We start from the raw sequence: 24740 nt of genomic DNA on the forward strand, positions 1-24740 counted from the left end.
GGGGCGGCAATCAGGGGCGGAGCCGGGGGAGTGACGGACCGTCGGCCGCCGCCGCGCCGTCGCCGGAGAAGATGACGCCGGGGTCCGAGGGGGCCTGGTTGAGCACCCACAGGCCGATCAGCGTGGCCAGCGCGAAGACGACGGCGACGAGCACGGCGAGGACGAGCCGCCGCCGGCGTTCGCGGCGCAGCCACTCGCCGCGCGCGGTGCGGTAGGCGTCGGGGTCGGGCAGCACCCCGCCGGCCAGGGCCTGGAGGGCGTCGCGCAGTTCCCGTTCGGTGCGCTCCGCGTCCGGCGGGCGGGGCGGTTCGGCCCGGGGGCGGCCGGTGCGGTCCGGGCCGGTGCCACGCGACGGAGTCGCATCTCGATGCGTCATCGCCGGGCCTCCATCGCCTGGGTCAGCGCGGAGATGCCGCGCGAGGTGTGCGTCTTGACGGAACCACGGGAGATGCCCATCGCGTCGGCTATCTCACTCTCCTTCAGCCCGAGCCAGTGGCGCAGCACCAGCGCCTCGCGCTGCCGGGCCGGAAGGTGCTGGAGCGCGTCGATCAGCACCCGCTGGTCGTCGCGGAGCAGCGCGGTGTTCTCGGCGGAGGCCACGGTCTCGTCCGCCGGGGCCGCCGGACGCTCCTCGTGCCGGCGGGCGACCTGGAGGTGGCCCGTCCGCGTCCGGGTCAGATCGCAGACGGTGGAGCGCAGATACGCCTCCGCCGCGGTCATGTCCTTCAGCCGCCGCCACTTGCGGTAGATCTGGTAGTACGCCTCGGCCACCACGTTCTCCGGGTCGTCCGCGCCGAGCAGCACGGCGAGCCGCAGCATCGAGGAGTAGTGCAGCTCGAAGAGGCGGGCGACACCGGCCTCCCGCTCCACGTCGTCCGGTCCGGTGACGGCGGGCCCGAGCGGCCCCGTCGGCACCGGCACCGGCACCGGCACCGGTGCCGACGGGGCCGGGGCCGGTGACAGGGTGGTCCGGGGGTGCTGTCTGCGTCTCACGGGTTGTCCGCTCCCGTCTGTGGACGCCGCCCGGCCATCAGGCGGGACGGCAGGTCGGTGGCGTCGGCGCCGCGCGGGACGCCGAGGCGGGCGAGGGCGGCGGTGCAGGCCACCGCGACGGTCAGGTTGAGCAGCAGGGCGGCGACCCCGGCGTAGATCTCCAGCGGCCCGTTACCGGGGCCGAGCGGCACGATCGAGGAGAACCCCTCGCGCACCACCAGACACGTCCCGGCGACCATGCCCACGGTCCATCCGGCGAGCAGCGCCCGCGGATGCAGCCACCGCGTGTACAGGCCGACCGCCACCGCCGGGAAGATCTGCAGGATCCACACCCCGCCGAGCAGCTGGAGGTTGATGGCGTCCTGGTCGCGCAGCCCGAACACGAACGCCACCGCCCCGAGCTTCGCGGTCAGCGACACCGCCTTGGCGACCCGCACCTGCCGCTTCGGCGTGGCCGTCGGATGGACGTACTCGACGTACACGTTCCGTACGAAGCTGGTCGCCGCCGCGATCGACATCACCGCCGCCGGCACCAGCGCGCCCACCACGATCGAACCGAACACCAGCCCGGCCAGCGGGCCCGGCATCAGCCGGTCGACCAGCATCGGCACCGCCGCCTCGGCACCGCCCTCGGGGGCCCGCACCCCGGCCGCCAGGGCCGCGATGCCGAGGAACCCGAAGAGCGCCAGCAGCGCCGTCCAGGCGGGCAGCCCCGCCGACACCTTGCGCAGGGTGCGCGTCCCGTCGGCGGCGAACCCGGCGGTGAGCACGTGCGGGTACATCAGCAGGGCCAGCGCGGAGCCGAGCGCGAGCGTGGCGTACGCGGGCTGTTGTCCGGGCGTCAGCAGCAGCGGGGAGTGGGCCGTGTCCGTGCCGCCGAGTGCGCGCGCCGCCCCGTCGAAGACCGCGCCGGGCCCGCCGAAGCGCCGCAGCACCAGCCAGCAGACGGCGGTGAGCGAGACGAACACCGCCACCGCCTTCAGCGCCGAGATCACCGTGGGCGCCCGCAGCCCGTGCCGGTAGGTGGCCACCGCGAGACCCGCGAACACCGCCACCATCACCAGGTCCCCGGTCGCCCCGTGCGGATACAGCCCGCCCGCGGTGAGCACCGCGCGGATGCCGAGGAGCTGCAGAGCCAGGTACGGCATCGTCGCCAGGATCCCGGTCAGCGCGACCACCAGGGCCAGCGGCGGCGACCCGTACCGGCCGCGCACGAAGTCGGCGGCGGTGATGTAGCCGTGCCGCCGGGCCACGCTCCACAACCGGCTCAGCAGCACGAACGCGAGCGGGCAGACGATCACCGTGTACGGCACCGCGAAGAAGGCGGGCGCCCCGTTGCCGTACGCCAGACCCGGTACGGCGGTGAAGGTGTACGCCGTGTAGACCGTCCCGCCGAGCAGCAGCCAGGTCCAGCCGGCGCCGAGGCTCCGGTCGGCCAGTGCCCAGCCCTCCAGCGAGGGCAGCCGCTCGCTCGGCCGCAGCCGCCGCGCGGTGACGGCGAGCAGCGACGCCCCGCCGATCACGGCGAGGAACGTCGCGGTCATGGCGCCGTCGGCCATGCATCACCGTCCTCGGTGTGCTGGGTGCCCTCGGGGAGGGCCGCGCGCACGGCCCGTCCGGTGCGCCGCGTCACTCTCGCACAGACCGGCCCGAACCGGGAGAGGAGCGCAGGTCACAGCACGGAACGGTCATTCCCGGCTACGGCGCGTGTTCCTGGAGCGTGTCCCCGGCGCGTGTCCCCGACGGGGTCCGCTACACCGCCGCCGGTTCCGTCTCCTCGGTGTCCGCCGCCTCGGCCGCCGCGCGGGACCGCTCCCGGGCCTCGCGGCGGACCAGCACGAACCAGCCGACCGGCACGGCCGCGGCGAACAGCCACCACTGGACGGCGTACGCGTAGTTCAGCGCGGAGTTCTCCTTGCCGGGGTCCCCGAGCCGCTCCGGGGTGCCGTCCTTCGGCTCGGGCGCCGTCTGCGCCACATAGCCGCCGAGCACCTGGGCGCCGAGGCGCTCCGCCTCCCGCTCGCTGTTGATCAGCATGATCTGCCGGTCCGGCAGCCCTTCGAGGTCCTTGATGCCGCTCGCCTCGGTCGTCTCGTCGGGCATCAGCCGGCCCTTGATGGTGACCTCGCCGCGCGGCGGCGCGGGAACCTCGGGGAACGCGGTCTGGCCCGCCTCCGCGGGGATCCAGCCCCGGTTGACCAGCAGGACCTTGCCGTCGTCGAGGACGAAGGGGGTCAGGACGTGGAAGCCGACCCGGTCGTCGGCGTTGGTACGGCGGCGGACGACGACCTCGTCATCGGTGTCGAAGCGCCCCTCGGCGGTCACGGTGCGGTACCGCTCGGCGCGCGTCACGGCGTCCCCCGGCGCGGCGAGCCGCTCCACCGGCACCGGATCGGCGGCCAGCGCGTCGGCGACCAGCCGGTTCCGGGCGTCGCGCTCCCCGTAGCGGTCCATCTGCCAGAAGCCCAGCCAGATCATCGTGGGGATGAGGAGCAGGGCGACCAGTGTGATGATCACCCATTGGCGGGACGACAAGAAGCGGTACACCCCACGACCGTACAACTCGGTCGCGGGGTGCATTGAGGCGGGTACGTCCTCACACCTTGTCGACGATCCCCGCCTTTCCCTCCGCACGGGCGCAGTGGGCGCCGCAGTACCAGTGACCGTCGGCCTCGACGCCCTGGCCGATGATCTGCACCCTGCAGTGCTCGCAGATCGGGGCCATGCGGTGGATCGCACAGGAGAAGCAGTCGAAGACGTGCACCGCGCCCTGCGCGTGCACCTCGAAGGTCATTCCGTAGCTGTTGCCGCAGACTTCGCATGTCGCCATGGGCCACAGGGTGGGCCGTCGGCCCGGCGCGGGCGAGCGGGCGGCGGGCGAGTCGCCCGCCAATCACCCGTCCGTACGGTCGTGCCCGGCGCCCCGGTCAGCCTTCCGGCGCGGCTTCGACGTCCCCGAGGAGCTGGCCGAACGCGGCCTCGTCGACGACCGGGGTGCCGTACTGCCGGGCCTTGACCACCTTGGACGTGCCCGAGTCCGGATCGTTGGTGACGAGGAGGCTGGTGAGCCGGGACAGGCTGCCGGCGACATGCAGGCCCGCCTCCGTCGCGCGGTCCTCCAGCAGGTCCCGCTCGACCGAGGTGTCCCCGGAGAACGCCACCCGCATGCCCTGCTTGAGCCGCCCGCCCGGCTCGTACCGACCCGGATTGGGGTACGGGCACGCGGGCCGCTTGCGGGACGGGCGCCAACTGGTCGGCCGGTAGCCGCCGGGGCCCGCCTGCTGCCCGGTGCAGGGACGGTCCGTCCACTCGGTCAGCGGCAGGCACTCGTGCAGCGGCAGCCGTACGCCGCCCGCCGCCGCGGCCCGCAGGCTGGGCCGGAACGCCTCCGCCAGCACCCGCGCGTCGTCCAGCGCGTGGTGCGCCCGCCGCTGTACGACACCGAAGTGCGCGGCGAGCGACTCCAGCTTGTGGTTGGGTAGCGGAAGCTTCAGCTCCTTGGAGAGGGCGATGGTGCACAGCCGCTGCTTCACCGGTGCCTCGCTCCGCGCGCGGGCGTACTCCCGGGCGATCATCTGCCAGTCGAAGACCGCGTTGTGCGCGACCAGCACCCGGCCCTCCAGCCGGGCCGCGAACTCCGCGGCGATGTCCTGGAAGAGGGGCGCCCCATCCAGTACGTCGCTCGTCAGACCGTGTATCCACACCGGGCCCGGGTCCCGCTCCGGGTTGACCACCGTGTACCAGTGGTCCTCGACCTCGCCGCGCGCGTCCAGCCGGTAGACGGCCGCGGAGATGATGCGGTCGTCCCGGGCCAGCCCCGTGGTCTCCACGTCGACGACCGCGTATCCCTGCGGATACGCGGCCGGCCACACGGTGGGGGAGGACGCTGCGGTCGTGAGGTCATCGAGCATGGTTCACGAGGATACGGGCCGGGACCGACACCGCCGTCCGTCAGGCCCCTCCGCGCGGCCCGCACCCCCGGACACCGGGAATGCCCGTACGGGTCGCGCATCCCCGTTCACCAGCGGATCGGCACCGGAAGCGCCGTCAGCAGTCCCGACACCGCGACCACCACGCCGAGCGCGTACACCTCCGCCCGCGCGGGGGAGCGGGCGGTCAGCGGATCCCGCGCGCGGGCCAGCCGGATCCGGGCCCACAGGGCGAGGACGGCGACCCCGGCCATCAGGATCACCTTGGCGAGCAGGACCCGCCCGTACGCCGTGTCCGTCAACTGCTCCAGGATCGTCTCCGGCGGCATCCGGCGCAGCGAACTGCACACGCCCGTCGCGGTGACGGCGACGAGCAGCACGGCCGCCACGCGCGCGTAGCGCCCCAGCAGCGCGGCGCCCGCCTCCGCTCCCCGCCACAGCCGCAGGGTGCGCAGCGCGTGCAGCAGACCGCCCACCCAGAGCGACGCGCAGACCAGGTGCACCAGGGTCAGCCCGGAGCCGATGAGCGGGCTGTACTCGGTCACCGGATGCGCGCGCAGCGCCTCCGCGGCCATCACCGCGGCCAGCGGCCACACCTGGGTGCCGGGACGGCCGGACGCCGCGCACAGGGCCGCCGCGAGGAAGGCGTTGACCTCCAGGAGGGCGAGTTTTCCGTCCCTGGAGTCGTAGAGACCGCCGACGTCGATGTCGGCGAGGCCGCCGGGCACCAGGTTGCCGGTGGCCACCACGGAGGCCAGTCCGAGGGCGGCCACGAAACCGACGGAGTTCGCCACGGTCGACCAACTGCGGGGCACGGCGGGCGGAGCACCGGGCACGGAACGCGCCAGCCGCCGCACGAACAACTCGCCGACGGGTATGGACAACGCCGCGAACAACACCGCCCGCAACAGGCCGATCCCCCCGGTACCGGGCGCATCGGCCTCCCCGGTCCCCCGCAACGCGGCCGAGGGCCCGAGCAGCGGTATCACCGCCCCGAGCGCCACCAACACGAGCACGGCGACGGCCCGCCCCCGCCCGCTCCTCCGCGCACTGTCCACCCCGACCCTGGTTCTCATCAAACTCACCCCAGGATCTTCACAAGACCCCACAGAAGCGGGCAACCCCGCGCCCACGGCAACCGCCCCACCGCAGCTACGGGCAACCGCGCCGCCCCAGTCACGGGCAGCCGCACCGCTGGGCCGACGCCCACCCTCCGGCGGCTGCCGGCGTAGCCGCGGGCAGTCGTGCCGCTGGGGCGGTGCCCGTCTTCCGGCGGTTGTTGGCGTGGCTACGGGTGGTCGTGCCGCTGGGCCGGCGCCCGTCTTCCGGCGGTTGTTGGCGTGGCTACGGGTGGTCGTGCTGCTGGGCCGGCGCCCACCCTCCGGCGACTGTTGGCGTGGCTACGGGCAGCTGCACCGCTGGGCAGGTGCCCACCCTCCGGCGGCTGCCGGCGTAGCCGCGGGCAGTCGTGCCGCTGGGGCGGCACGGGTGGGCGCGGCGGCACCCCGCCGGCGCCGGCGAGTGAAACCCCGCGCGGTCCCTCAGACCCACCGAGCCGAATCGGCTCCCCAACACCCCGGCCCCCGCGCCCAGTCGCGCGGCCCGCCCTCGAACACCACCGGCGACAGGGCGTACCGCAGCCGCCCCAGCGGACTGTCCCGCTCCGCGAGCCACTGCCCGACGGGCACGTCACCAGGAACGCCGACGTCTCCACGCCCCTCCAGCAACCACCCGGCCGTCCGCGCCAACGCCACCCGCACAACCCTGCTCCCGCCCCCCTCCCCCTGCTCACCGATCGCCCGCAACACCCCCGCCGCCAACAAGTACCCCGTGCCATGGTCGAGCGCCTGCGCCGGCAGCACCCCCGGCCGCCCCGCCGAAGACCCTTCGACCGCCGCGACCCCCGTCGCCACCTGCACCAGACTGTCGAACCCCCGCCGATCCCCCCACGGCCCGTACGCCCCCCACGCCGACAACTGCGCCACCACCACCCCCGGCCGCCGCTCCGCCAGCGCCCGGGGCGTCAGCCCGAAACGATCCAGAGCCCCCGGCCGATACCCCGTCACCACCACGTCCGCCGCCGCGAGCAACTCCTCGAACACATCCCGGCCGACCGAGAGATCCAGCAGCGCCGACCGCTTCCCGAACCCCGTGTCGGCGTGCTGGTCGGCGATTTCGGGCAGCCCCGGCGCGTCCACGCGCAACACGTCCGCCCCCAGCAGCGCGAGCGTACGGGTGGCGACCGGCCCCGCGATCACCCGCGTGAGATCCAGCACCCGCAGCCCCGCCGCGGGCAGCAGCGGATCCCGGCCCACCGGAGCGAACACCCGCGCGGGGGCCGAATCCAGCCGCTCGCGCTCCACCAGGGGGCGCCCGGCCACCTCCACGCCCTGCGCGTGCGCCGCCCACTCCTCGGGCGTCCGCAGGGCGACGGCGAGCCCCCCTGCCGCGTACACCGCCTCCTCCACCTCCCGCGCGGAGCGCTCCGCGAGCGCCGCCGCCACCGCGTCCGGGTCCTCCGGCACGCCCAGCGCGGCCAGCAGCCGGGCCCGGTGGTGCGGGTAGTTGGCGTGCGTGCGCACCCACCCGTCGGCCGTGCGCCAGAACCGCGACAGCGGGGCGAACGTCTCCGGGGCCCGCCCCCCGACCAGCAGATGCCGTTCGCTGACGAACGCCGTGGCCACCGCCCCGTCGTCCACCCGCACCGCCGGCACCTCGCCGCCGCCCGTCCGCCGCGCCCCCAGCTCGGCGGCGGCCAGCGCGCACGCGCCCACACAGGCGCGCGCCAGTTCCCGCACCGGCAGCCGGGCATCCAGCACACCGGGCCGTTCGACGGCCGACACGCGCTGGAGGAGGGCGGGATCGCCGCCCAGGGCGGACCACACGGACGCGAGATCAGTCATGACCGCACTATGCCGCGAAAGACGCCGGACCATGCCGCGAGAGGGGCCGGGCGCGATCGCCCGGCCCCTCTCACACGGTTCCCGCAGGACCGGCGACTACCGCGTCACCGCGTCCAGCGCGTCGGTCATGCCCCAGCCGTAGAAGCCGTTGCGGTTCTTCGGGCCCTCGCACACCGCGTCGACCTTGCCGTCGCCGTCGATGTCGTACGGGTCCGTGCACGCGGTGGCGTCGGCCTCCGCGTACAGCAGGGCCTTGACCAGCGCCGGCGAGGCGTGCGGGTGCGTCGACTTGATCAGCGCGGCGACGCCCGCGACATGCGGGGACGCCATCGACGTACCCGCCATGTAGCCCCACGACCCGCCGGGCAGCGTGCCCAGGATCAGACCGCTGGTGGCGGGCGGCTCCGGCTTCTGGTACGCCGTCGAGTCACCGCCCGGCGCGGCGATGTCGACGACACCCCGGCCGTAGTTGGAGAACGACGACTTCAGCCCCTTCGCGCCGGTCGCCGCGACCGTCACCACACCCGGGAGCTGGGTCGGGATGTCGTAGCACTCGGACGGGTCGATCACCCGGTCCGACGGGGTGGAGTCGTTGGGGGAGACCGGGTCGGTGATCTCGTCGGACGCGAGGTCGTAGTTCTCGTTGCCGGCCGCGGCCACGTTCACCGCGCCCTTGCGCTCCGCGTACCGCGACGCCCGGGTGACGGCCTCGACGAGCGCCTTCTGGTCCGGGTCGTCCGTGCAGTTGAAGTACCAGGGGTCGGTGTAATAGCTGTTGTTGGTGACGTCGACCCCGTGCTCGGCCGCCCACACGAAGCCGCACACCACGGCCTCGGTGTAGAAGAAGCCGTCCGGGTTGGACACCTTGATGCCCGACACCTTCACGCCCGGCGCGACACCGGTCATGCCGACGCCGTTCTTCGCGGCGGCGATCTCACCGGCGACATGCGTGCCGTGCGGGCTCTCCTCCGCGCTCGGCCGCCAGGCGCCGTCGCTGGTGTCCGGCTTGCCCGACACGCAGTTGACCGACGCGTCCCGGTCGAAGTTGGGCGCGATGTCCGGGTGGGTGTCGTCGACGCCGGTGTCGATGACGGCGACGGTGACCTTCGAACTGCCCAGCGACTTCTCGTGCGCCTTGTCCGCCTTGATGGCGGGCAGGTCCCACTGCAGACCCTGGAGCGGGTCCTGGCCCTCGGCCGCCGCCGACTCGGCCCGGGCGATCTCGGAGGCGCTGAGCGCCTTCGGGGTGCCCATGTCCGTGGTGGCCGCCGACGGCAGCGGCGCGGTGCGGGTGGCACCGGCCGACTGCACTCCGCGCACCTTGCGGATGGTCTTCGCGAAGTCGGCGTCCGAGGAGTGGACGACGATGACGCCGATCTTGTCGTACGACGTCACGATGGTCCCGCCGGCCTTGCCGATCGCCTTCTTCACGTGCGCCGACGTGCCGTGCCCGCCCCGGACGTTGACCACGTAGCTGAGCGGGGTCGCGTCGGCGGGGGCCGCGGCCGGCGCCGTGTCGGCCGGGGCGGCCGTGGCCGCGGTGTTCGGCAGGAAGGCGAGTGCCGTCGCCATGGCCATCCCGGCCGGGATGGCGAGCGCGCGGCGGTGACGCGGGTGGGACGCGGTCATGAAGTCTCCAGTTCGTTCACGAGTGCGGTCGGACGGGCGGGCGGGAAGTGCGGGGCGACGCGGGTCACCTGACGGCGCGCAGCGCGTCGACGATGCCGAAGCCGTAGAAGCCGTTGACCCGGCTGCCGCCCTCGCAGGTCGCGTCCTGCGCGCCGTCGCCGTCCTGGTCGTAGGAGTCCGGGCAGCCCGGGTTGTCCGCCTGGGCCTTCAGCAGCGCCTGCAACTGGGCGGGGGAGGCCCACGGGTGCTTGGACTTCAGCAGCGCGGCGACACCGGCGGCGTGCGGCGAGGCCATCGAGGTGCCCTGCAGCCAGGCGTACTCGCCGTTCGGCATGGTGGACAGGATGCGGCCGTTCCGCGACGGGGTGTCCGGGATCTGGTACTTGCGGTCGCCGCCCGGCGCGGCGACGTCGACGACGCCCTTGCCGTACGTGGAGTAGTACGACTTGAGGTTCTGCACACCCGTCGCGCTGACGGTGACGATGCCCGGAAGCTGGGTCGGCACGTCGAAGCACTCGCTCGGGTCGATGGTGCGCGTCACCGGCGTGGAGTCGTCGGGGCTGGAGTCGTCGACGATCGCGTCGGAGGCCAGGTCGTGGTTGGAGTTGCCGGCCGAGGCGAGGTGCAGCGTGCCCTTGCGCTGGGCGTAGAGCTGGGCCCGGTCGACCGCGTCGACGATCGCCTTCTGGTCCGGGTCGTCCACGCAGTTGTAGAGCCACGGGTCGACGTAGTAGCTGTTGTTCGTGATCTCCACGCCGTGGTCGGCGGCGAACACGAACGCGCAGACGACGTTCTCCGGGTAGAAGAGGCCGTTGTCCGGGTCGCTGACCTTGATGCCGGCCACCTTGACGCCCGGCGCCACACCGGCGACCCCGATGCCGTTGCGGGCCGCGGCGATCTCACCGGCCACATGGGTGCCGTGGTAGTCGTCGGCCGTGTACGGCCGCCAGGCGCCCTCGCTGGTGTCCGCCTTGCCGCCGACGCAGTTGGCCGACTGGGAGGCGGAGAAGTTCGGGGCGAGGTCCGGGTGGGTGTCGTCGACACCGGTGTCGATCACGGCGACGGTCACCCTGCGGCTGCCGTCGTCGATCTTCGCGGCCTTGTCGGCGCCGATCGCCCGCAGGTCCCACTGGTCGGCCTCGAGCGGCTCGCTGCCGGGGGTCCGCGCGGAGACGGCCTCCGTCCGCGCGGCCTCGGCGGCCGTCATGAAGTCGGCGGCGCCCTCGTCCGTCGTCCCGGCGCGGGTCAGCGGCGCGGTGCGGGTGGCGCCGGCCGACTGGACCCCGCGCGCCGCGCGGATCTCCTCACCGAAGTCCGGGTTCGCCGAGTGGACGACGATCACGCCGATCCTGTCGTACGTGACCACGACCTTCCCGCCGGCCGCGGCGATCGCCCGCTCCACCGACGCGATCGTGCGGCGGTCCGTCCTGGTGTTGACGACGTACGCCAGGGCGGGCGCGTCCGTCGCCCGCTCGGCCGACACCGCCCGGGGTGCCGCCGAGGCCGCCGCCGGCAGGAAACCGAGCGAGGCGGTCAGGGAGAGCACGACGGGCACGGCGAGGGCGAGCCGGCGTCTGGAACGCAGATGAGCCATGGGGTCTCCACATCATCCGGAAACGAAACCGGCCCGAGGCACGGGTGGTGCTCGGGCAGGTACATGACGGGGTGGTGCAGGGTGAAGCTATCCCGCGCTCTCGCTGGCCAGCAATGTTTCGCCGGCAACGTCTTCGGAAAACGCCACCGGAAAAGAACGGCGGAGAGTTGAACCGGCCCTCGCGTGGCGCCGTGCCCTTGGGCAGGAAGCGCGAGGACACTCGCCTTTCGTCCCCGCCCGAACCGAACCGCACCGCGAGGAGACCCCGTGGCCGCCGAAGCACCGCCCCCCTCGACAGAACAACGCAAACTCCCCACCCCCGAGGAGTTCACCGAGGTGCAGGAGAGCGCTGAGTTCGGTGAACTGCGCCGCTCCCACCGCTCCTTCGCCTTCCCGCTGACCGTCGCGTTCATCATCTGGTACCTGCTGTACGTCCTGCTCTCCAGCTACGCGGGCGACTTCATGGGCGCGAAGCTGTTCGGCAACATCAACGTCGCCTTCGTCTTCGGCGTCCTGCAGTTCGTCACCACGTTCCTCATCGCGTGGTGGTACTCCCGGCACGCCGCCACCAAGCTCGACCCCAAGGCCGAGGCCATCAAGAACCGTATGGAGGGCGGCGCATGAGCCCCTCGATCACCCACGTCACCCTCGCCGCGAACGAGGCGAGCGAACACCGCGCGCTGATCATCACCTTGTTCGTGCTGTTCGTCCTCGCGACCCTCGGCATCACCGTCTGGGCGGGCCGGCAGACCAAGGACGCCGCCGACTTCTACGCGGGCGGACGCCAGTTCAGCGCCTTCCAGAACGGGCTCGCGGTCTCCGGCGACTACATGTCGGCGGCTTCCTTCCTCGGCATCGCGGGCGCCATCGCCCTCTTCGGCTACGACGGCTTCCTGTACTCGATCGGCTTCCTGGTCGCCTGGCTGGTGGCCCTGCTGCTGGTCGCCGAGCCGCTGCGCAACTCCGGCCGCTACACCATGGGCGACGTCCTCGCCTACCGCATGCGCCAGCGCCCGGTGCGCACCGCCGCCGGCACCTCGACCATCGTCGTGTCGATCTTCTACCTGCTGGCCCAGATGGCGGGCGCGGGCATCCTCGTCTCGCTGCTGCTCGGCATCACCTCCGACGCCGGCAAGATCCTCATCGTGGCCATGGTCGGCGTGCTGATGATCGTGTACGTCTCCATCGGCGGCATGAAGGGCACCACCTGGGTCCAGATGATCAAGGCCGTGCTGCTCATCGGCGGCACGATCCTCATCACCTTCCTGGTGCTGCTGAAGTTCAACTTCAACATCTCCGACCTGCTGGGCAGCGCCGCCGAGAACAGCGGCAAGGGTGAGGCGTTCCTGGAGCCCGGCCTGAAGTACGGCGTCGACGGCACCACCAAGCTGGACTTCATCTCCCTGGGTATCGCCCTGGTGCTCGGCACCGCCGGCCTGCCGCACATCCTGATCCGCTTCTACACGGTGCCCAACGCCAAGGCCGCCCGTAAGTCCGTGAACTGGGCCATCGGCATCATCGGCGGCTTCTACCTGATGACCATCGCCCTCGGCTTCGGCGCCGCCGCGCTGATCTCACAGGACGAGATCATCGCCTCCAACGCGTCCGGCAACACGGCGGCCCCGCTGCTCGCCCTGCACCTGGGCGGCGTCGACTCGGCCTGGGGCGCGATCCTGCTCGCCACCATCTCGGCGGTCGCCTTCGCGACGATCCTCGCCGTGGTCGCCGGACTCACCCTCGCCTCGTCGTCCTCCTTCGCGCACGACATCTACGCCAACGTCATCCGCAAGGGGAAGGCCACCGAGAAGGAGGAGATGAAGGCGGCCCGCTGGTCGACCGTCCTCATCGGCATCGTCTCCATCGCGCTGGGCACCCTCGCCCGCGACCTCAACGTGGCCGGCCTGGTCGCGCTGGCCTTCGCGGTCGCCGCCTCCGCCAACCTGCCGACCATCCTCTACAGCCTGTTCTGGAAGCGGTTCACCACCCAGGGCGCCCTGTGGTCGATCTACGGCGGTCTCGTCGTCGCCGTCGGCCTGGTGCTGTTCTCGCCCGTCGTCTCGGGCTCCCCGAACGCGATGTTCCCGGACGTCGACTTCGCCTGGTTCCCGCTGCAGAACCCGGGCCTCATCTCCATCCCGTTCGGCTTCCTGATGGGCTGGCTCGGCACCGTCCTGTCGAAGGAGGAGCCCGACGCCAAGAAGTACGCGGAGCTGGAGGTCCGGTCCCTGACCGGCACCGGCGCCCACTGATCCGCCCGCCGATCCGCACACCGCGCGACGGCCGCGTCACAGGGACCCCTGTAGGTCCCTACGACGCGGCCGTTCGTCCCTCGTCGCATCGGGTCGCTGTGGGTTGTCGGTGGCGTCACGTAGGCTCACAGATGACCGGGCACGAGTGATCCGTGTAGAGGGAGGGGGCCCACGTGCTCATCGACACCTACGGCCGAGTCGCCACCGATCTGAGGGTCTCGCTGACCGACCGGTGCAATCTGCGCTGCACCTACTGCATGCCCGAGGAGGGTCTGCGGTGGCTGGCCAAGCCCGACCTGCTCACCGACGACGAGATCGTCCGCCTCGTCGACATCGCCGTCTCCTCCCTCGGCATCGAGGAGGTCCGCTTCACCGGCGGCGAGCCGCTGCTCCGTCCCGGCCTGGTCGGCATCGTCGAGCGCGTCGCCGCCCTGGAAACACGCCCGCAGATGTCCCTCACCACCAACGGTATCGGGCTGAGGCGCATCGCGCCCGCCCTGAAGGAGGCGGGCCTGGACCGGGTCAACGTCTCCCTGGACACGCTCCGCCCGGACGTCTTCAAGACCCTCACCCGCCGCGACCGCCACCAGGACGTCCTCGACGGCCTCCACGCGGCCCGCGAGGCCGGACTGACCCCGGTGAAGGTCAACTCGGTCCTGATGCCGGGGCTCAACGACGACGAGGCCCCCGACCTCCTCGCCTGGGCCGTGGAGCACGACTACGAGCTGCGCTTCATCGAGCAGATGCCCCTGGACGCCCAGCACGGCTGGAAGCGCGAGGGCATGATCACCGCCGGGGACATCCTGACCTCCCTGCGCACCCGCTTCGAGCTGACCCCCGAGGGCGACGAGGCGCGCGGCTCCGCACCGGCCGAGCGCTGGCTGGTCGACGGCGGCCCGCACCGCGTCGGCGTCATCGCCTCCGTCACCCGCCCCTTCTGCGCGGCCTGCGACCGCACCCGCCTGACGGCCGACGGGCAGATACGCACCTGCCTGTTCGCCACCGAGGAGACCGACCTGCGCGCGGCCCTCCGCTCCGGCGCCCCCGACGAGGAGATCGCCCGCATCTGGAAGCTGGCGATGTGGGGCAAGAAGGCGGGAGCGGGCCTGGACGACCCGACCTTCGTCCAGCCGGACAGGCCGATGTCGGCTATCGGGGGCTAGCCGTGACTCCCTGAAGGAGCGCTCAAACGCCCCGCGCTTCCCACTCCTCCAGAGGAACGACCTCCTTCAGGAACCCCCGGACCCCCAGGAACTGGGACAAATGCTCCCGGTGCTCCTCGCAGGCGAGCCACGTCTTCCGCCGCTCGGGCGTATGAACCTTCGGGTTGTTCCACGCCAGTACGTGGACCGCGGCCGCACGGCAACCCTTGGCGGAACAGACCGGCGTCTCGGGATCAGGAAGCATCACACCCTGACCCTAACCCGCCCGAAAAAGGCGACGCCGAGCAGCCACGGGGGGAGCTGCCCGGCGTCGGTCCGTCGCTCCGACGGGGGATGCGGAGCGCGTACGAAGTATGTCACGGGTCACCCCGCCCCCGGCACCGGAACAACATGATTGATCTGAGCTTTTCTTGAGCTTGGCGGGGAAGTGCCTTCCGCTTCCCGCGGTCCGCGCTCACGCCCCGGTCCTCACGACCCCTCGGGCCGCTCCGTTCGTGCGCCCGGAGCGGCCTGTGACGCCACATCTTCCGCATCGGATTCCGCGGGACCGTCATTCGTCCGCGGCGGCGCGATCATCGGCTTCATCGGCGTCGTCACGAAGGTCGACGGCAGGGACGGCGCGTTCTCGCGCCCGGCGTTGGCGATCACCACCGCGATGTACGGCAGGACCGCCCCGAGCACCAGCGCCACGATCGCGACGTGCCGCTCCACGTTCCACAGCGTCGCCGCGAGGATGACCGAGATCGTACGGACGACCATCGAGATCACATACCGGCGCTGCCGCCCCCGTACGTCCTCCTGGAGGCCCGTCCGGGCACCGGTGATCCGGAACACCTGGGCGTTGCCGCCGCCATGCTGCTTCCGCATCACATTCCACCATCCGCCCGCATCGGACCTTCCCCGTACCTGACCGGCCGCCGCCCCGTTCCGTGACACCGGGTCCGGACATGTCCACGTTACGCCGCGCCCTGCCGGGTCACGAGAGCGGGTCACCCCACCCCGCGGCGCGTACGGCATGTCCGACATGCGGCGTACCGCGTCTCGGCCGACACTGGCCGTAATGCTCGCGTCAAGCCGTACGAGGAGGCAGCCATGGGCTGGTTGTGGGCGATCATCGTGGGATTCGTGCTCGGTCTGATCGCCAAGGCGGTGATCCCCGGCAAACAGCACATCCCGCTGTGGCTGGCCACCATCTGCGGCATGATCGGCGCCATCGTGGGCAACGCCATGGCGCGGGGCTTCGGGATCGAGGAGACGCGGGGCATCGACTGGGGCCGGCACATCTTCCAGCTGGGCGCGGCGATCGTCGTCGTCCTGCTCGCGGAGATGGTGTACACCGCGATGCAGCGCAGGAAGCACGAGCGGCAGCGGGTCTGACCCGGCGCATACGGCGACGGCGGCGTACGGCGAGGCGGTCCCCGGCGTACGACGAAGGGGCGGCCTCCGGCGCATACCGGAAACCGCCCCGCGCCATCCCGTCGGCTCAGCCGGCCGTGACCTCCACCGCCGCCAGGTTCTTCTTGCCCCGGCGCAGCACCAGCCAGCGCCCGTGCAGCAGGTCCTCCTCGGCGGGGACGGCGTCCTCGGCGGTGACCTTGACGTTGTTCACGTAGGCGCCGCCCTCCTTCACCGTGCGCCGCGCGGCCGACTTGCTCGGCACCAGGCCGACCTCGGCGAACAGGTCGACCACCGGTCCCAGCCCGGTCACCTTGACGTGCGGCACCTCGGAGAGCGCCGCCGCCAGCGTGCGGTCGTCCAGCCCGGTCAGCTCGCCCTGGCCGAAGAGGGCCTTGGACGCGGCGATCACGGCGGCCGTCTGGTCCGCGCCGTGCACCAGCGTCGTCAGCTCCTCGGCCAGCGCGCGCTGCGCTGCGCGGGCCTGCGGACGCTCCTCCGTCTGCCGCTCCAGCTCCTCCAGCTCCTCGCGGGACCTGAAGGACAGGATCCGCATGTAGCCCGAGATGTCCCGGTCGTCCGTGTTCAGCCAGAACTGGTAGAACGCGTACGGCGTCGTCATCTCCGGGTCGAGCCAGACGGCGCCGCCCTCGGTCTTGCCGAACTTGGTGCCGTCCGCCTTCGTCATCAGCGGCGTGGCGTAGGCGTGGACGGTGGCCTCCGGCTCCAGCCGGTGCAGCAGGTCCAGGCCGGCCGTGAGGTTGCCCCACTGGTCGCTGCCGCCCTGCTGCATCGTGCAGCCGTGGCGCCGGTACAGCTGGAGGAAGTCCATCGCCTGCAGGAGCTGGTAGCTGAACTCCGTGTAGCTGATGCCCTCGGAGGACTCGAGGCGCCGGGCGACCGAGTCCTTCGTCAGCATCTTGTTGACGCGGAAGTGCTTGCCGATGTCCCGCAGGAACTCGATCGCGGAGAGGTTCTGCGTCCAGTCGAGGTTGTTGACCATCCGGGCCGCGTTCTCGCCCTCGAAGGCGAGGAAGGGCTCGATCTGGCCGCGCAGCCGCTCGACCCAGCCGGCGACGGTCTCCGGCGGGTTCAGCGTGCGCTCGGCGGTCGGGCGCGGGTCGCCGATCTGTCCCGTGGCGCCGCCGACCAGCGCCAGCGGCCGGTGACCGGCCTGCTGGAGCCGGCGCAGGGTGAGCACCTGCACCAGATGTCCCACGTGCAGCGACGGCGCGGTCGGGTCGAAGCCGCAATAGAACGTGACGGGACCGTCCGCGAGCGCCTTGCGCAAAGCGTCCTCGTCAGTGGACTGGGCGAACAGCCCGCGCCACTTCAGCTCGTCGACGATGTCCGTCACGGTTCTCGTGTCTCCTCGATGATCTTCGGCCGGTCGGGTGACGGCCGGTTGTGAACGCCTACGAGGTTATACGCCCTGGCTGACAGAGCTCATGTTGAAATCGGGGACGCGCAGCGCGGGCATCGCCGCCCTGGTGAACCAGTCGCCCCACTCCCTGGGCAGCGTCTTCTCCGTACGGCCCGCCTCGGCCGCCCGGCCGAGCAGGTCCACCGGCGACTCGTTGAACCGGAAGTTGTTCACCTCACCGGTGACCTCGCCGTTCTCGACGAGGTAGACGCCGTCCCGGGTCAGGCCGGTGAGCAGCAGCGTCGCCGGGTCGACCTCGCGGATGTACCACAGGCAGGTCAGCAGCAGCCCCCGCTCGGTGGCCGCGACCATCTCCTCGAGGGAGCGGTCGTCGCCCCCGTCCAGGATCAGGTTGTCGATCCCGGGCGCGGTCGGCAGCCCGGTCAGATCCGCACCGTGCCGGCTGGTGGTCAGGTGCCTCAGCTCGCCCTCGCGGATCCACTCCGTCGCCGACAGCGGCAGCCCGTTGTCGAACACCGACTGGTCGCCGCCGGAGGAGTGCGCGATCACGAACGGCGCCGACTCCAGGCCCGGCTCGTCGGGGTCGCTGCGCAGGGTCAGCGGCAGCCCGGTCAGCCGCTCGCCGACCCGGGTGCCGCCGCCCGGCTTGGAGAACACCGTGCGCCCCTCGGCCGCGTCCCGCCCCGACGCCGACCAGAACTGGTAGATCAGCAGGTCCGCCACCGCGGTCGGCGGCAGCAGCGTCTCGTACCGGCCCGCGGGCAGCTCCAGGCGCCGCTCGGCCCAGCCCAGCCGTACGGCCAGCTCGGCGTCGAGCGCCGCCGGGTCGACGTCCTTGAAGTCCCGCGTGGAGCGCCCCGCCCACGCCGACCGCGTACGGTCCGGCGACTTGGCGTTCAGCTCCAGGGTCCCGTTCGGCTGGTCGTGCCGCAGCCGCAGCCCCGTCGACGTGCCGAGGTAGCTGGAGACCAGCTCGTGGTTGGCGAAGCCGTACAGCTCCCGGCCGCCGGCACGCGCGCGTGCGAACGCCTCGCCCAGCGCCGGGGCGAAGTCCGCGAACACGGCGGAGGAGGTCTCGGCGGGCGCCTCCGTGAACTCGGGCGACGGGGCCACCCCCGTGACCAGCGGCTGCGCGTCCTCGGCCGGACCCGCGCCCCGCGCGGCGGCCTCGGCGGCCCGCACCAGCGGCTCCAGCTCGTCCACGGTCACCGCGGACCGGGACACCACCCCGGAGGCCGTGCCCCGCGCGCCGTCCACCGTGGCGATCACGGTGAGCGTGCGCCCGCGCGTGACACCGTTCGTGGTGAGCGCGTTGCCCGCCCAGCGCAGATTGGCGGTCGAGTGCTCGTCGGCGATCACGACACAGCCGTCGGCCCGGGACAGTTCGAGAGCGCGCTCGACGATCTCGTACGGCTTGCTGGAACGCGCGCTCATCGCCCGGCCTCCTGCGTGGTGTTGAGGATGTTGACTCCCTTGAACAGGGCGGACGGGCAGCCGTGCGAGACCGCCGCGACCTGCCCCGGCTGGGCCTTGCCGCAGTTGAAGGCACCGCCCAGGACGTACGTCTGCGGGCCGCCGACCGCCGCCATGGAACCCCAGAAGTCCGTGGTCGTGGCCTGGTAGGCGACGTCCCGGAGCTGCCCCGCGAGCCGCCCGTTCTCGATCCGGTAGAAGCGCTGCCCGGTGAACTGGAAGTTGTACCGCTGCATGTCGATCGACCACGACCGGTCCCCGACGACGTAGATGCCCCGGTCCACGCCCCCGATCAGGTCCTCCGTCGACATCCCGGCCGGATCGGGCCGCAGCGACACGTTGGCCATGCGCTGCACCGGCACATGGCCGGGGGAGTCCGCGAACGCGCACCCGTTGGACCGCTCGAACCCGGTCAGCTTCGCGATCCGCCGGTCGAGCTGGTAGCCGACCAGCGTGCCGTCCTTCACCAGGTCCCAGGACTGCGCCTCGACGCCCTCGTCGTCGTAGCCGACGGTGGCGAGCCCGTGCTCGGCGGTGCGGTCACCGGTGACGTTCATCAGCTCGGAGCCGTACCGCAGCTTGTCGATCAGGTCGAAGGTGGCGAACGAGGTCCCGGCGTACGCCGCCTCGTAGCCGAGCGCGCGGTCCAGCTCGGTGGCGTGCCCGATGGACTCGTGGATGGTCAGCCACAGGTTGGACGGGTCCACCACCAGGTCGTACAGCCCCGCCTCGACGCTCGGCGCCCGCATCTTCTCCGCGAGCAGCTCCGGGATCCGCCCCAGCTCGTCGTCCCAGTCCCAGCCGGTGCCCGTCAGGTACTCCCAGCCGCGCCCGACGGGCGGCGCGATGGTCCGCATGGAGTCGAACTCACCGCTGGAGTCGTCGACGGACACGGCCGTGAAGACCGGGTGCAGCCGCACCCGCTGCTGCGTGGTCACGGTCCCGGCGGTGTCGGCGTAGAACTTGTTCTCGTGCACGGTGAGCAGCGAGGCGTCGACGTGGTCCACCCCGTTCGCCGCCAGCAGCCGCGCGCTCCACTCGGCCAGCAGCCCGGCCTTCTCCTCGTCGGGCACGGCGAACGGATCGATCTCGTACGACGACACCCAGGTCTTCTCGGAGTGCACCGGCTCGTCGGCCAGCTCCACCCTTTCGTCCGACCCGGCCGCCCGGATCACCTGTGCGGACAGTTTCGCCATCGCCACGGCCTGCGAGGCGACCTTGGCGGCGGCGTCCAGGGTCAGATCCACCCCGGACGCGAACCCCCAGGTCCCGCCGTGCACCACGCGCACCGCGTAGCCGAGGTCGGTGGTGTCCGACGACCCGGCCGGCTTGGCGTCCCTCAGCCGCCAGGACGCGCTGCGCACCCGCTCCAGGCGGAAGTCCGCGTGCTCCGCCCCGAGCGCCCGCGCGCGTGCGAGCGCGGCGTCGGCGAGGGCCCTCAGCGGCAGCGCCAGAAACGACTGATCGACCTCATGGGCCACGAGCGGCCTCCCCTTCTCACCATCGCGAGATGTGCTCATCCGCCAGCAGTGAACCACGGGCGCCCCCGGGGAACGTGACGGACGGCCGCCGCGGTGTGCCACTCGCGTCCGGGATTCCCCAACTTCCTCTGGAACCACGGCTGTTCACCGACTGGCAGAGGTTCCGTCACTGTCCGTGCGCGGAGCCGCCGTACGTTCGGGAGCGCCGGTCCGGACAATCGTTCGGACGGCCCGACTCAAGGAGTGCGTATGCGTATGCGTCGTGTGGCCGCCCTGGCGGCCGCGACCGCCGGTCTTCTCACGGCCCTGTCCACCCCCGCCGCGGTCGCCGACGAGCCCCTGGACAGGACGGGCGGGCTGACGGCCTGCAACCACCGCGCGCAGCACATCAACGTGGAGTTCCCGCTGCGGGGCGGCTTCAGCACCTACGTCATCAACCCCGGCACCTGCCTGAGCACGAGCCTGGGCGACGGCGGACCCGGCGAGCAGGCCGTGGCGTACGCCCACTACAGCGGCGGGCACAAGCTCGCCGTGGACCACTTCTTCTTCGACAGCGGGACGTGGTACACCCGCCACGTGTACTGAGCCGAAGCGTCACGGGAGCGCTCCCATCGGACCGTCCGGTCCGGCGGGAGCGCTCCCGCGCGTCCGGCCCCGCGCCGCCACCCGGGTGAGGGAAGCACGGGAGAGCCCCGCGCGCCCGTGACCGGACGGCGTGGCTTTCTGTAGGGACCCGACAGAGGCGGTGCGAAGGTGCTGTGGGTGGCCGATCGCTCGGATCGGCACCGGTACCGATAGGTTTTCGCTGTACCAGACCGCTATTGAAAGGGTGACCCGATGAGCCGCTCGGTTCTCGTCACCGGTGGAAACCGGGGTATCGGCCTCGCCATTGCCGGCGTCTTCGCGGAGGCGGGCGACAAGGTCGCGATCACGTACCGTTCCGGTGAGCCGCCCCGGGTGCTCACGGAGCAGGGTGTCCTGGCGGTCCGGTGCGACATCACCGACCCCGAGCAGGTGGAGCAGGCCTACAAGGAGATCGAGGAGGCGCACGGCCCCGTCGAGGTGCTCGTGGCCAACGCCGGTGTCACCAAGGACCAGCTCCTGATGCGCATGTCCGAGGAGGACTTCACCTCGGTCGTCGACACCAACCTCACCGGCACCTTCCGGGTCGTCAAGCGCGCCAACCGCGGCATGCTGCGCGCCAAGAAGGGCCGCGTCGTGCTGATCTCCTCGGTGGTCGGACTGCTCGGCTCCGCGGGGCAGGCGAACTACGCCGCCTCCAAGGCCGGCCTGGTCGGTTTCGCGCGCTCCCTCGCCCGTGAGCTGGGCTCGCGCAACATCACCTTCAACGTCGTCGCGCCCGGCTTCGTCGACACCGACATGACCAAGGTGCTCACCGACGACCAGCGGGCGAACATCGTGTCGCAGGTGCCGCTCGGCCGGTACGCGAAGCCGGAGGAGATCGCCGCCGCGGTGCGGTTCCTCGCCTCGGACGACGCCTCGTACATCACTGGAGCCGTCATCCCTGTTGACGGCGGACTGGGAATGGGTCACTGAACGACATGAGCGGAATTCTCGAGGGCAAGCGCGTCCTGATCACCGGTGTGCTGACGGAGGCGTCCATCGCCTTCCACGCCGCCAAGCTGGCCCAGGAGCAGGGCGCCGAGGTCATCCTCACCGCGTTCCCGCGGCCCACCCTGACCGAGCGCATCGCCAAGAAGCTCCCCAAGCCCGCCAAGGTCATCGAGCTCGACGTCACCAACGACGAGCACCTGGGCCGGCTGGCCGACGTGGTCGGCGAGGAGTTCGGCGGCCTCGACGGCGTCGTGCACTCCATCGGCTTCGCGCCGCAGGACGCGCTCGGCGGCAACTTCCTCAACACGCCGTTCGAGTCGGTCGCCACGGCCATGCACGTCTCGGCGTTCTCCCTGAAGTCGCTGACCATGGCCTGCCTGCCGCTGATGCAGAACGGCGGCGCGGTCGTCGGCCTCACCTTCGACGCCCAGTTCGCCTGGCCGCAGTACGACTGGATGGGCCCCGCCAAGGCCGCCCTGGAGGCCACCAGCCGCTACATGGCCCGGGACCTGGGCAAGCAGAACATCCGCTGCAACCTGGTCTCCGCGGGCCCGCTCGGCTCCATGGCCGCCAAGTCCATCCCGGGCTTCGGCGAGCTGGCCTCCGTGTGGGACAACCGCTCCCCGCTGGAGTGGGACCTGAAGGACCCGGAGCCGGCCGGCCGGGGCGTCGTCGCCCTGCTGAGCGACTGGTTCCCGAAGACCACGGGCGAGATCGTCCACGTGGACGGCGGTCTGCACGCCATCGGCGCCTGACCGGACGCCTTGCCGAGGGCCCGCACCCCGCACGGGGTGCGGGCCCTCACGTCGGTCCGACCCGCCCGGCGGAAGTCAGCCGACGGAGATCAGCCGACGGAGGGCGGGCCGAACAGTCCCGGGCGGCACACGAACGGATAGGCGGCGGCCTCCTCGGCCGCCGTCGCCGCGTCACCCGCGCGGATCGCGTCCACCAGCCGGCCGTGGTCCATGTGCATCTCCGGGGTCATGCCCGCGCCCACGTCGCCGCGCAGCCAGTCCCGCAGCACCTCGCTCAGGTCCGCGTACATCGCGGTCATCACGTCGTTGTGCGAGGCGGCCACGACCGCCAGGTGGAACGTGGCGTCCGCCGCCACGAACGCCTCCGCCTCACCCGACTCCCAGGCCTCCTCCCGGCGCAGCAGCAGGGTGTCGATCTGCTTGAGGTCCTTCTCCGTACGCCGCTCGGCGGCCAGCCGCGCGGCGGCCGACTCCAGGGTCGAACGCAGCTCGGCGATGTGCCGGGGGTCGGCGTCGGCGAAACGGCGGTGCATCACGCCGGCCAGCTCGCTGGTGGCCACCACGTACGTGCCGGAGCCCTGGCGGATGTCCAGCAGCCCGTTGTGCGCCAGCGCGCGGACGGCCTCGCGGACCGTGTTGCGGGCCACCCCCAGTTGCTCCACCAGTTCCGGCTCGGTGGGGATGCGTGCGCCGACCGGCCACTCGCCCGAGGTGATCTGGGCGCGCAGGGCGGCGATGACCTGCTCGGACAGGGCCGAACGACGGGGATGGCTCAACGGCATGACACACCTTCGCACGACAGGGTCGCCGTGCGGCGGCCACGGCATGGACAACCAATCATCCTATGATTCTATGATGGGGTTCATGGCTAGTGAGGAAAACCGGACGACCACGTCCACGACCGTACGCACGTCGGCCGCGTCCGGAGTCCGGACCGTCGCCGGGACCGGGGCCGCGCGCGCGTGGCGGACGCGACTGCTCGTCGTCGGCATCGTGCTGGCCGCGCTCAACCTCCGTCCCGCCATCACCAGCCTGGGCGCGCTGCTGGAGGAGGTCCGCGACGGGCTCGGCATGAGCGGGAGCGTGGCCGGACTGCTCACCTCCGTGCCCCCGCTGTGCTTCGCCGTCTTCGGCGTCACCGCGCCACGGCTGGCCCGCAGGTTCGGCGCGGGCGCGGTGGTCTGCGCCGGCATGGTCGCCATCGGCGCCGGCCTGCTGATACGCCCGTACGTGGGCGGCACGGCGGCGTTCCTGGCCACCAGCGCGCTGGCGCTGATGGGCATCGCCGTCAGCAACGTCCTGATGCCGGTCATCGTCAAGCGCTGGTTCCCCGACCGGGTCGGCTCCATGACCGGCCTGTACTCCATGGCCCTCGCCATGGGCACCGCCACGGCGGCGGCCGTGACCGTGCCGCTGACCGACGCGCTGGGCGGGAACTGGCGGACGGGCCTCGCCCTGTGGGCGGCCCTGGCGGCGGCCGCCGTACTGCCGTGGATCCCCTTCGTACGGGCACGGGAACCGGAGCACGACGGGGCGCGTGCCGGACGGGACACTCCCGCCGAGGCGCCGGTACGGCTGCGCATCACCCGCAGCCGTACCGCCTGGGCGCTGGCCGTCTTCTTCGGGCTCCAGGCCACCGCCGCCTACATCACCATGGGCTGGATGGCGCAGATCTTCCGGGACGCGGGCGTCCCCGCGGGCACGGCCGGGCTGCTCCTCGCGGTCATCATGGTGATGGGCGTCCCGCTGGCCTTCGTCATCCCGCGCCTCGCCACCCGGCTGCCCCACCAGGGCCCGATCGTGCTCGCGCTGGGCGTCAGCGGCCTCGTCGGATACGCGGGCCTGTACTTCGCGCCAGCCGCCGGCGCCTGGGTCTGGGCGCTGCTGCTGGGCATCGCGAACTGCGCCTTCCCGCTGGCGCTCACCATGGTCGGGATGCGCGCCAGGACCGGCGCGGGCGTGGCCCAGCTGTCGGCCTTCGCCCAGAGCACCGGCTACCTGATCTCCATCCCCGGCCCGCTCCTGGTGGGCGTCCTCTACCAGCACAGCGGCGGCTGGGGCCTGCCCATCGCACTGATGGCCGCCCTGATGATCCCGCAGATGATCGTGGGCGTCCTGGCAGGCCGCCCCCGCACGGTGGAGGACGAGGCAACGCCCCCTGCCCCATAGGGGCGCGGGGCTGTGCCGATGTGCGGCTCCGCCGCGTGGGCGCGAAGG

24 protein-coding genes are annotated in these 24740 nt (G+C 72.2%); 8 read left to right on the forward strand and 16 right to left on the reverse strand.

From position 1 onward, the window contains the following. Positions 1-10: 10 nt before the first annotated feature. From ACZ62B_RS36585 to ACZ62B_RS36630, 10 genes are all read right to left on the reverse strand, one after another. Positions 11-376 carry a hypothetical protein gene (locus tag ACZ62B_RS36585; RefSeq protein ID WP_468885592.1) on the reverse strand — a complete coding sequence of 122 codons (366 nt, stop codon included), beginning with the start codon at positions 374-376 and terminating at the stop codon, positions 11-13. Further along, positions 373-993, reverse strand: a complete 621-nt coding sequence (locus ACZ62B_RS36590) for a sigma-70 family RNA polymerase sigma factor (RefSeq protein ID WP_468885594.1) — start codon at positions 991-993, stop codon at positions 373-375. Before ACZ62B_RS36590 ends, ACZ62B_RS36585 begins: the two co-directional genes overlap by 4 nt. Next, complete coding sequence (locus ACZ62B_RS36595) at positions 990-2552, reverse strand: sodium:solute symporter family protein (protein WP_468727192.1); 1563 nt, start codon at positions 2550-2552, stop codon at positions 990-992. The genes ACZ62B_RS36590 and ACZ62B_RS36595 overlap by 4 nt, the downstream gene beginning before the upstream one ends. A gap of 193 nt (positions 2553-2745) precedes the next feature. Beyond that, positions 2746-3540, reverse strand: coding sequence for an SURF1 family cytochrome oxidase biogenesis protein (locus tag ACZ62B_RS36600; protein WP_468727195.1), 795 nt, complete (start codon positions 3538-3540; stop codon positions 2746-2748). Between the two features lie 49 nt (positions 3541-3589). Then, positions 3590-3823, reverse strand: coding sequence for a hypothetical protein (locus ACZ62B_RS36605; protein ID WP_260825739.1), 234 nt, complete (start codon positions 3821-3823; stop codon positions 3590-3592). A gap of 97 nt (positions 3824-3920) precedes the next feature. Beyond that, positions 3921-4904 (reverse strand): DEDDh family exonuclease, encoded by a 984-nt coding sequence (locus tag ACZ62B_RS36610; RefSeq protein ID WP_469693708.1) that lies wholly within the window; start codon positions 4902-4904, stop codon positions 3921-3923. Positions 4905-5011: 107 nt separating this feature from the next. After that, the gene (locus ACZ62B_RS36615; protein ID WP_469693710.1) at positions 5012-5998 is read right to left on the reverse strand and encodes a CopD family protein; all 987 of its coding nucleotides are present in this window, start codon (positions 5996-5998) and stop codon (positions 5012-5014) included. A 465-nt stretch (positions 5999-6463) separates the two neighbouring features. After that, entirely contained in the window at positions 6464-7825 is a 1362-nt protein-coding gene (locus tag ACZ62B_RS36620; RefSeq protein WP_469693712.1) for a CoA transferase, read from the reverse strand. Positions 7826-7921: 96 nt separating this feature from the next. Next, complete coding sequence (locus ACZ62B_RS36625) at positions 7922-9454, reverse strand: S8 family peptidase (protein WP_468885600.1); 1533 nt, start codon at positions 9452-9454, stop codon at positions 7922-7924. A 64-nt stretch (positions 9455-9518) separates the two neighbouring features. After that, positions 9519-11048 carry a S8 family serine peptidase gene (locus tag ACZ62B_RS36630; RefSeq protein WP_344563837.1) on the reverse strand — a complete coding sequence of 510 codons (1530 nt, stop codon included), beginning with the start codon at positions 11046-11048 and terminating at the stop codon, positions 9519-9521. A 267-nt stretch (positions 11049-11315) separates the two neighbouring features. Between ACZ62B_RS36630 and ACZ62B_RS36635 the strand changes: the two genes are divergently transcribed. From ACZ62B_RS36635 to moaA, 3 genes are all read left to right on the forward strand, one after another. After that, entirely contained in the window at positions 11316-11672 is a 357-nt protein-coding gene (locus ACZ62B_RS36635) for a DUF485 domain-containing protein (protein ID WP_344563835.1), read from the forward strand. Then, positions 11669-13297 (forward strand): solute symporter family protein, encoded by a 1629-nt coding sequence (locus ACZ62B_RS36640; protein WP_344563834.1) that lies wholly within the window; start codon positions 11669-11671, stop codon positions 13295-13297. Before ACZ62B_RS36635 ends, ACZ62B_RS36640 begins: the two co-directional genes overlap by 4 nt. Before the next feature lie 173 nt (positions 13298-13470). Continuing rightward, on the forward strand, positions 13471-14460 hold the full coding sequence (gene moaA, locus ACZ62B_RS36645; protein ID WP_344563833.1) for a GTP 3',8-cyclase MoaA: 990 nt from the start codon (positions 13471-13473) through the stop codon (positions 14458-14460). Positions 14461-14482: 22 nt separating this feature from the next. On the opposite strand, the gene ACZ62B_RS36650 is transcribed toward moaA, so the two are convergent. Beyond that, positions 14483-14704 (reverse strand): hypothetical protein, encoded by a 222-nt coding sequence (locus ACZ62B_RS36650; protein WP_344564132.1) that lies wholly within the window; start codon positions 14702-14704, stop codon positions 14483-14485. A gap of 224 nt (positions 14705-14928) precedes the next feature. After that, complete coding sequence (locus tag ACZ62B_RS36655; protein WP_344563832.1) at positions 14929-15327, reverse strand: DUF3099 domain-containing protein; 399 nt, start codon at positions 15325-15327, stop codon at positions 14929-14931. Between the two features lie 225 nt (positions 15328-15552). On the opposite strand from ACZ62B_RS36655, the gene ACZ62B_RS36660 reads away from it, so the two are divergent. Beyond that, a complete protein-coding gene (locus tag ACZ62B_RS36660; protein WP_344563830.1) occupies positions 15553-15837 on the forward strand; it encodes a GlsB/YeaQ/YmgE family stress response membrane protein in 285 nt (94 codons plus the stop codon). Positions 15838-15943: 106 nt separating this feature from the next. Here the strand turns inward: ACZ62B_RS36660 and tyrS are convergent, their stop codons facing one another. The 3 genes from tyrS to ACZ62B_RS36675 form a co-directional block, all read right to left on the reverse strand. Continuing rightward, positions 15944-17212, reverse strand: a complete 1269-nt coding sequence (tyrS, locus tag ACZ62B_RS36665) for a tyrosine--tRNA ligase (RefSeq protein ID WP_344563828.1) — start codon at positions 17210-17212, stop codon at positions 15944-15946. Positions 17213-17278: 66 nt separating this feature from the next. Then, positions 17279-18673 carry a metallopeptidase TldD-related protein gene (locus ACZ62B_RS36670; protein ID WP_468885602.1) on the reverse strand — a complete coding sequence of 465 codons (1395 nt, stop codon included), beginning with the start codon at positions 18671-18673 and terminating at the stop codon, positions 17279-17281. Continuing rightward, the gene (locus tag ACZ62B_RS36675) at positions 18670-20193 is read right to left on the reverse strand and encodes a TldD/PmbA family protein (protein WP_344563824.1); all 1524 of its coding nucleotides are present in this window, start codon (positions 20191-20193) and stop codon (positions 18670-18672) included. Before ACZ62B_RS36675 ends, ACZ62B_RS36670 begins: the two co-directional genes overlap by 4 nt. Before the next feature lie 249 nt (positions 20194-20442). Here ACZ62B_RS36675 and ACZ62B_RS36680 point away from each other — a divergent pair, with 249 nt between their 5' ends. From ACZ62B_RS36680 to fabI, 3 genes are all read left to right on the forward strand, one after another. After that, positions 20443-20778: a hypothetical protein gene (locus ACZ62B_RS36680; RefSeq protein WP_344563822.1), complete on the forward strand. Its 336-nt coding sequence runs from the start codon at positions 20443-20445 to the stop codon at positions 20776-20778. A 252-nt stretch (positions 20779-21030) separates the two neighbouring features. Next, positions 21031-21750 (forward strand): 3-oxoacyl-[acyl-carrier-protein] reductase, encoded by a 720-nt coding sequence (gene fabG / locus ACZ62B_RS36685; RefSeq protein WP_344563820.1) that lies wholly within the window; start codon positions 21031-21033, stop codon positions 21748-21750. A 5-nt stretch (positions 21751-21755) separates the two neighbouring features. Then, complete coding sequence (gene fabI / locus ACZ62B_RS36690) at positions 21756-22523, forward strand: enoyl-ACP reductase FabI (RefSeq protein ID WP_344563818.1); 768 nt, start codon at positions 21756-21758, stop codon at positions 22521-22523. An 89-nt stretch (positions 22524-22612) separates the two neighbouring features. On the opposite strand, the gene ACZ62B_RS36695 is transcribed toward fabI, so the two are convergent. Continuing rightward, a complete protein-coding gene (locus ACZ62B_RS36695) occupies positions 22613-23305 on the reverse strand; it encodes a FadR/GntR family transcriptional regulator (RefSeq protein ID WP_344563816.1) in 693 nt (230 codons plus the stop codon). 70 nt (positions 23306-23375) lie between these two features. Between ACZ62B_RS36695 and ACZ62B_RS36700 the strand changes: the two genes are divergently transcribed. After that, positions 23376-24692 carry a CynX/NimT family MFS transporter gene (locus ACZ62B_RS36700; RefSeq protein WP_344563815.1) on the forward strand — a complete coding sequence of 439 codons (1317 nt, stop codon included), beginning with the start codon at positions 23376-23378 and terminating at the stop codon, positions 24690-24692. Positions 24693-24740: the final 48 nt, after the last annotated feature.

It is taken from the genome of Streptomyces sp. NPDC053426, assembly GCF_055585405.1.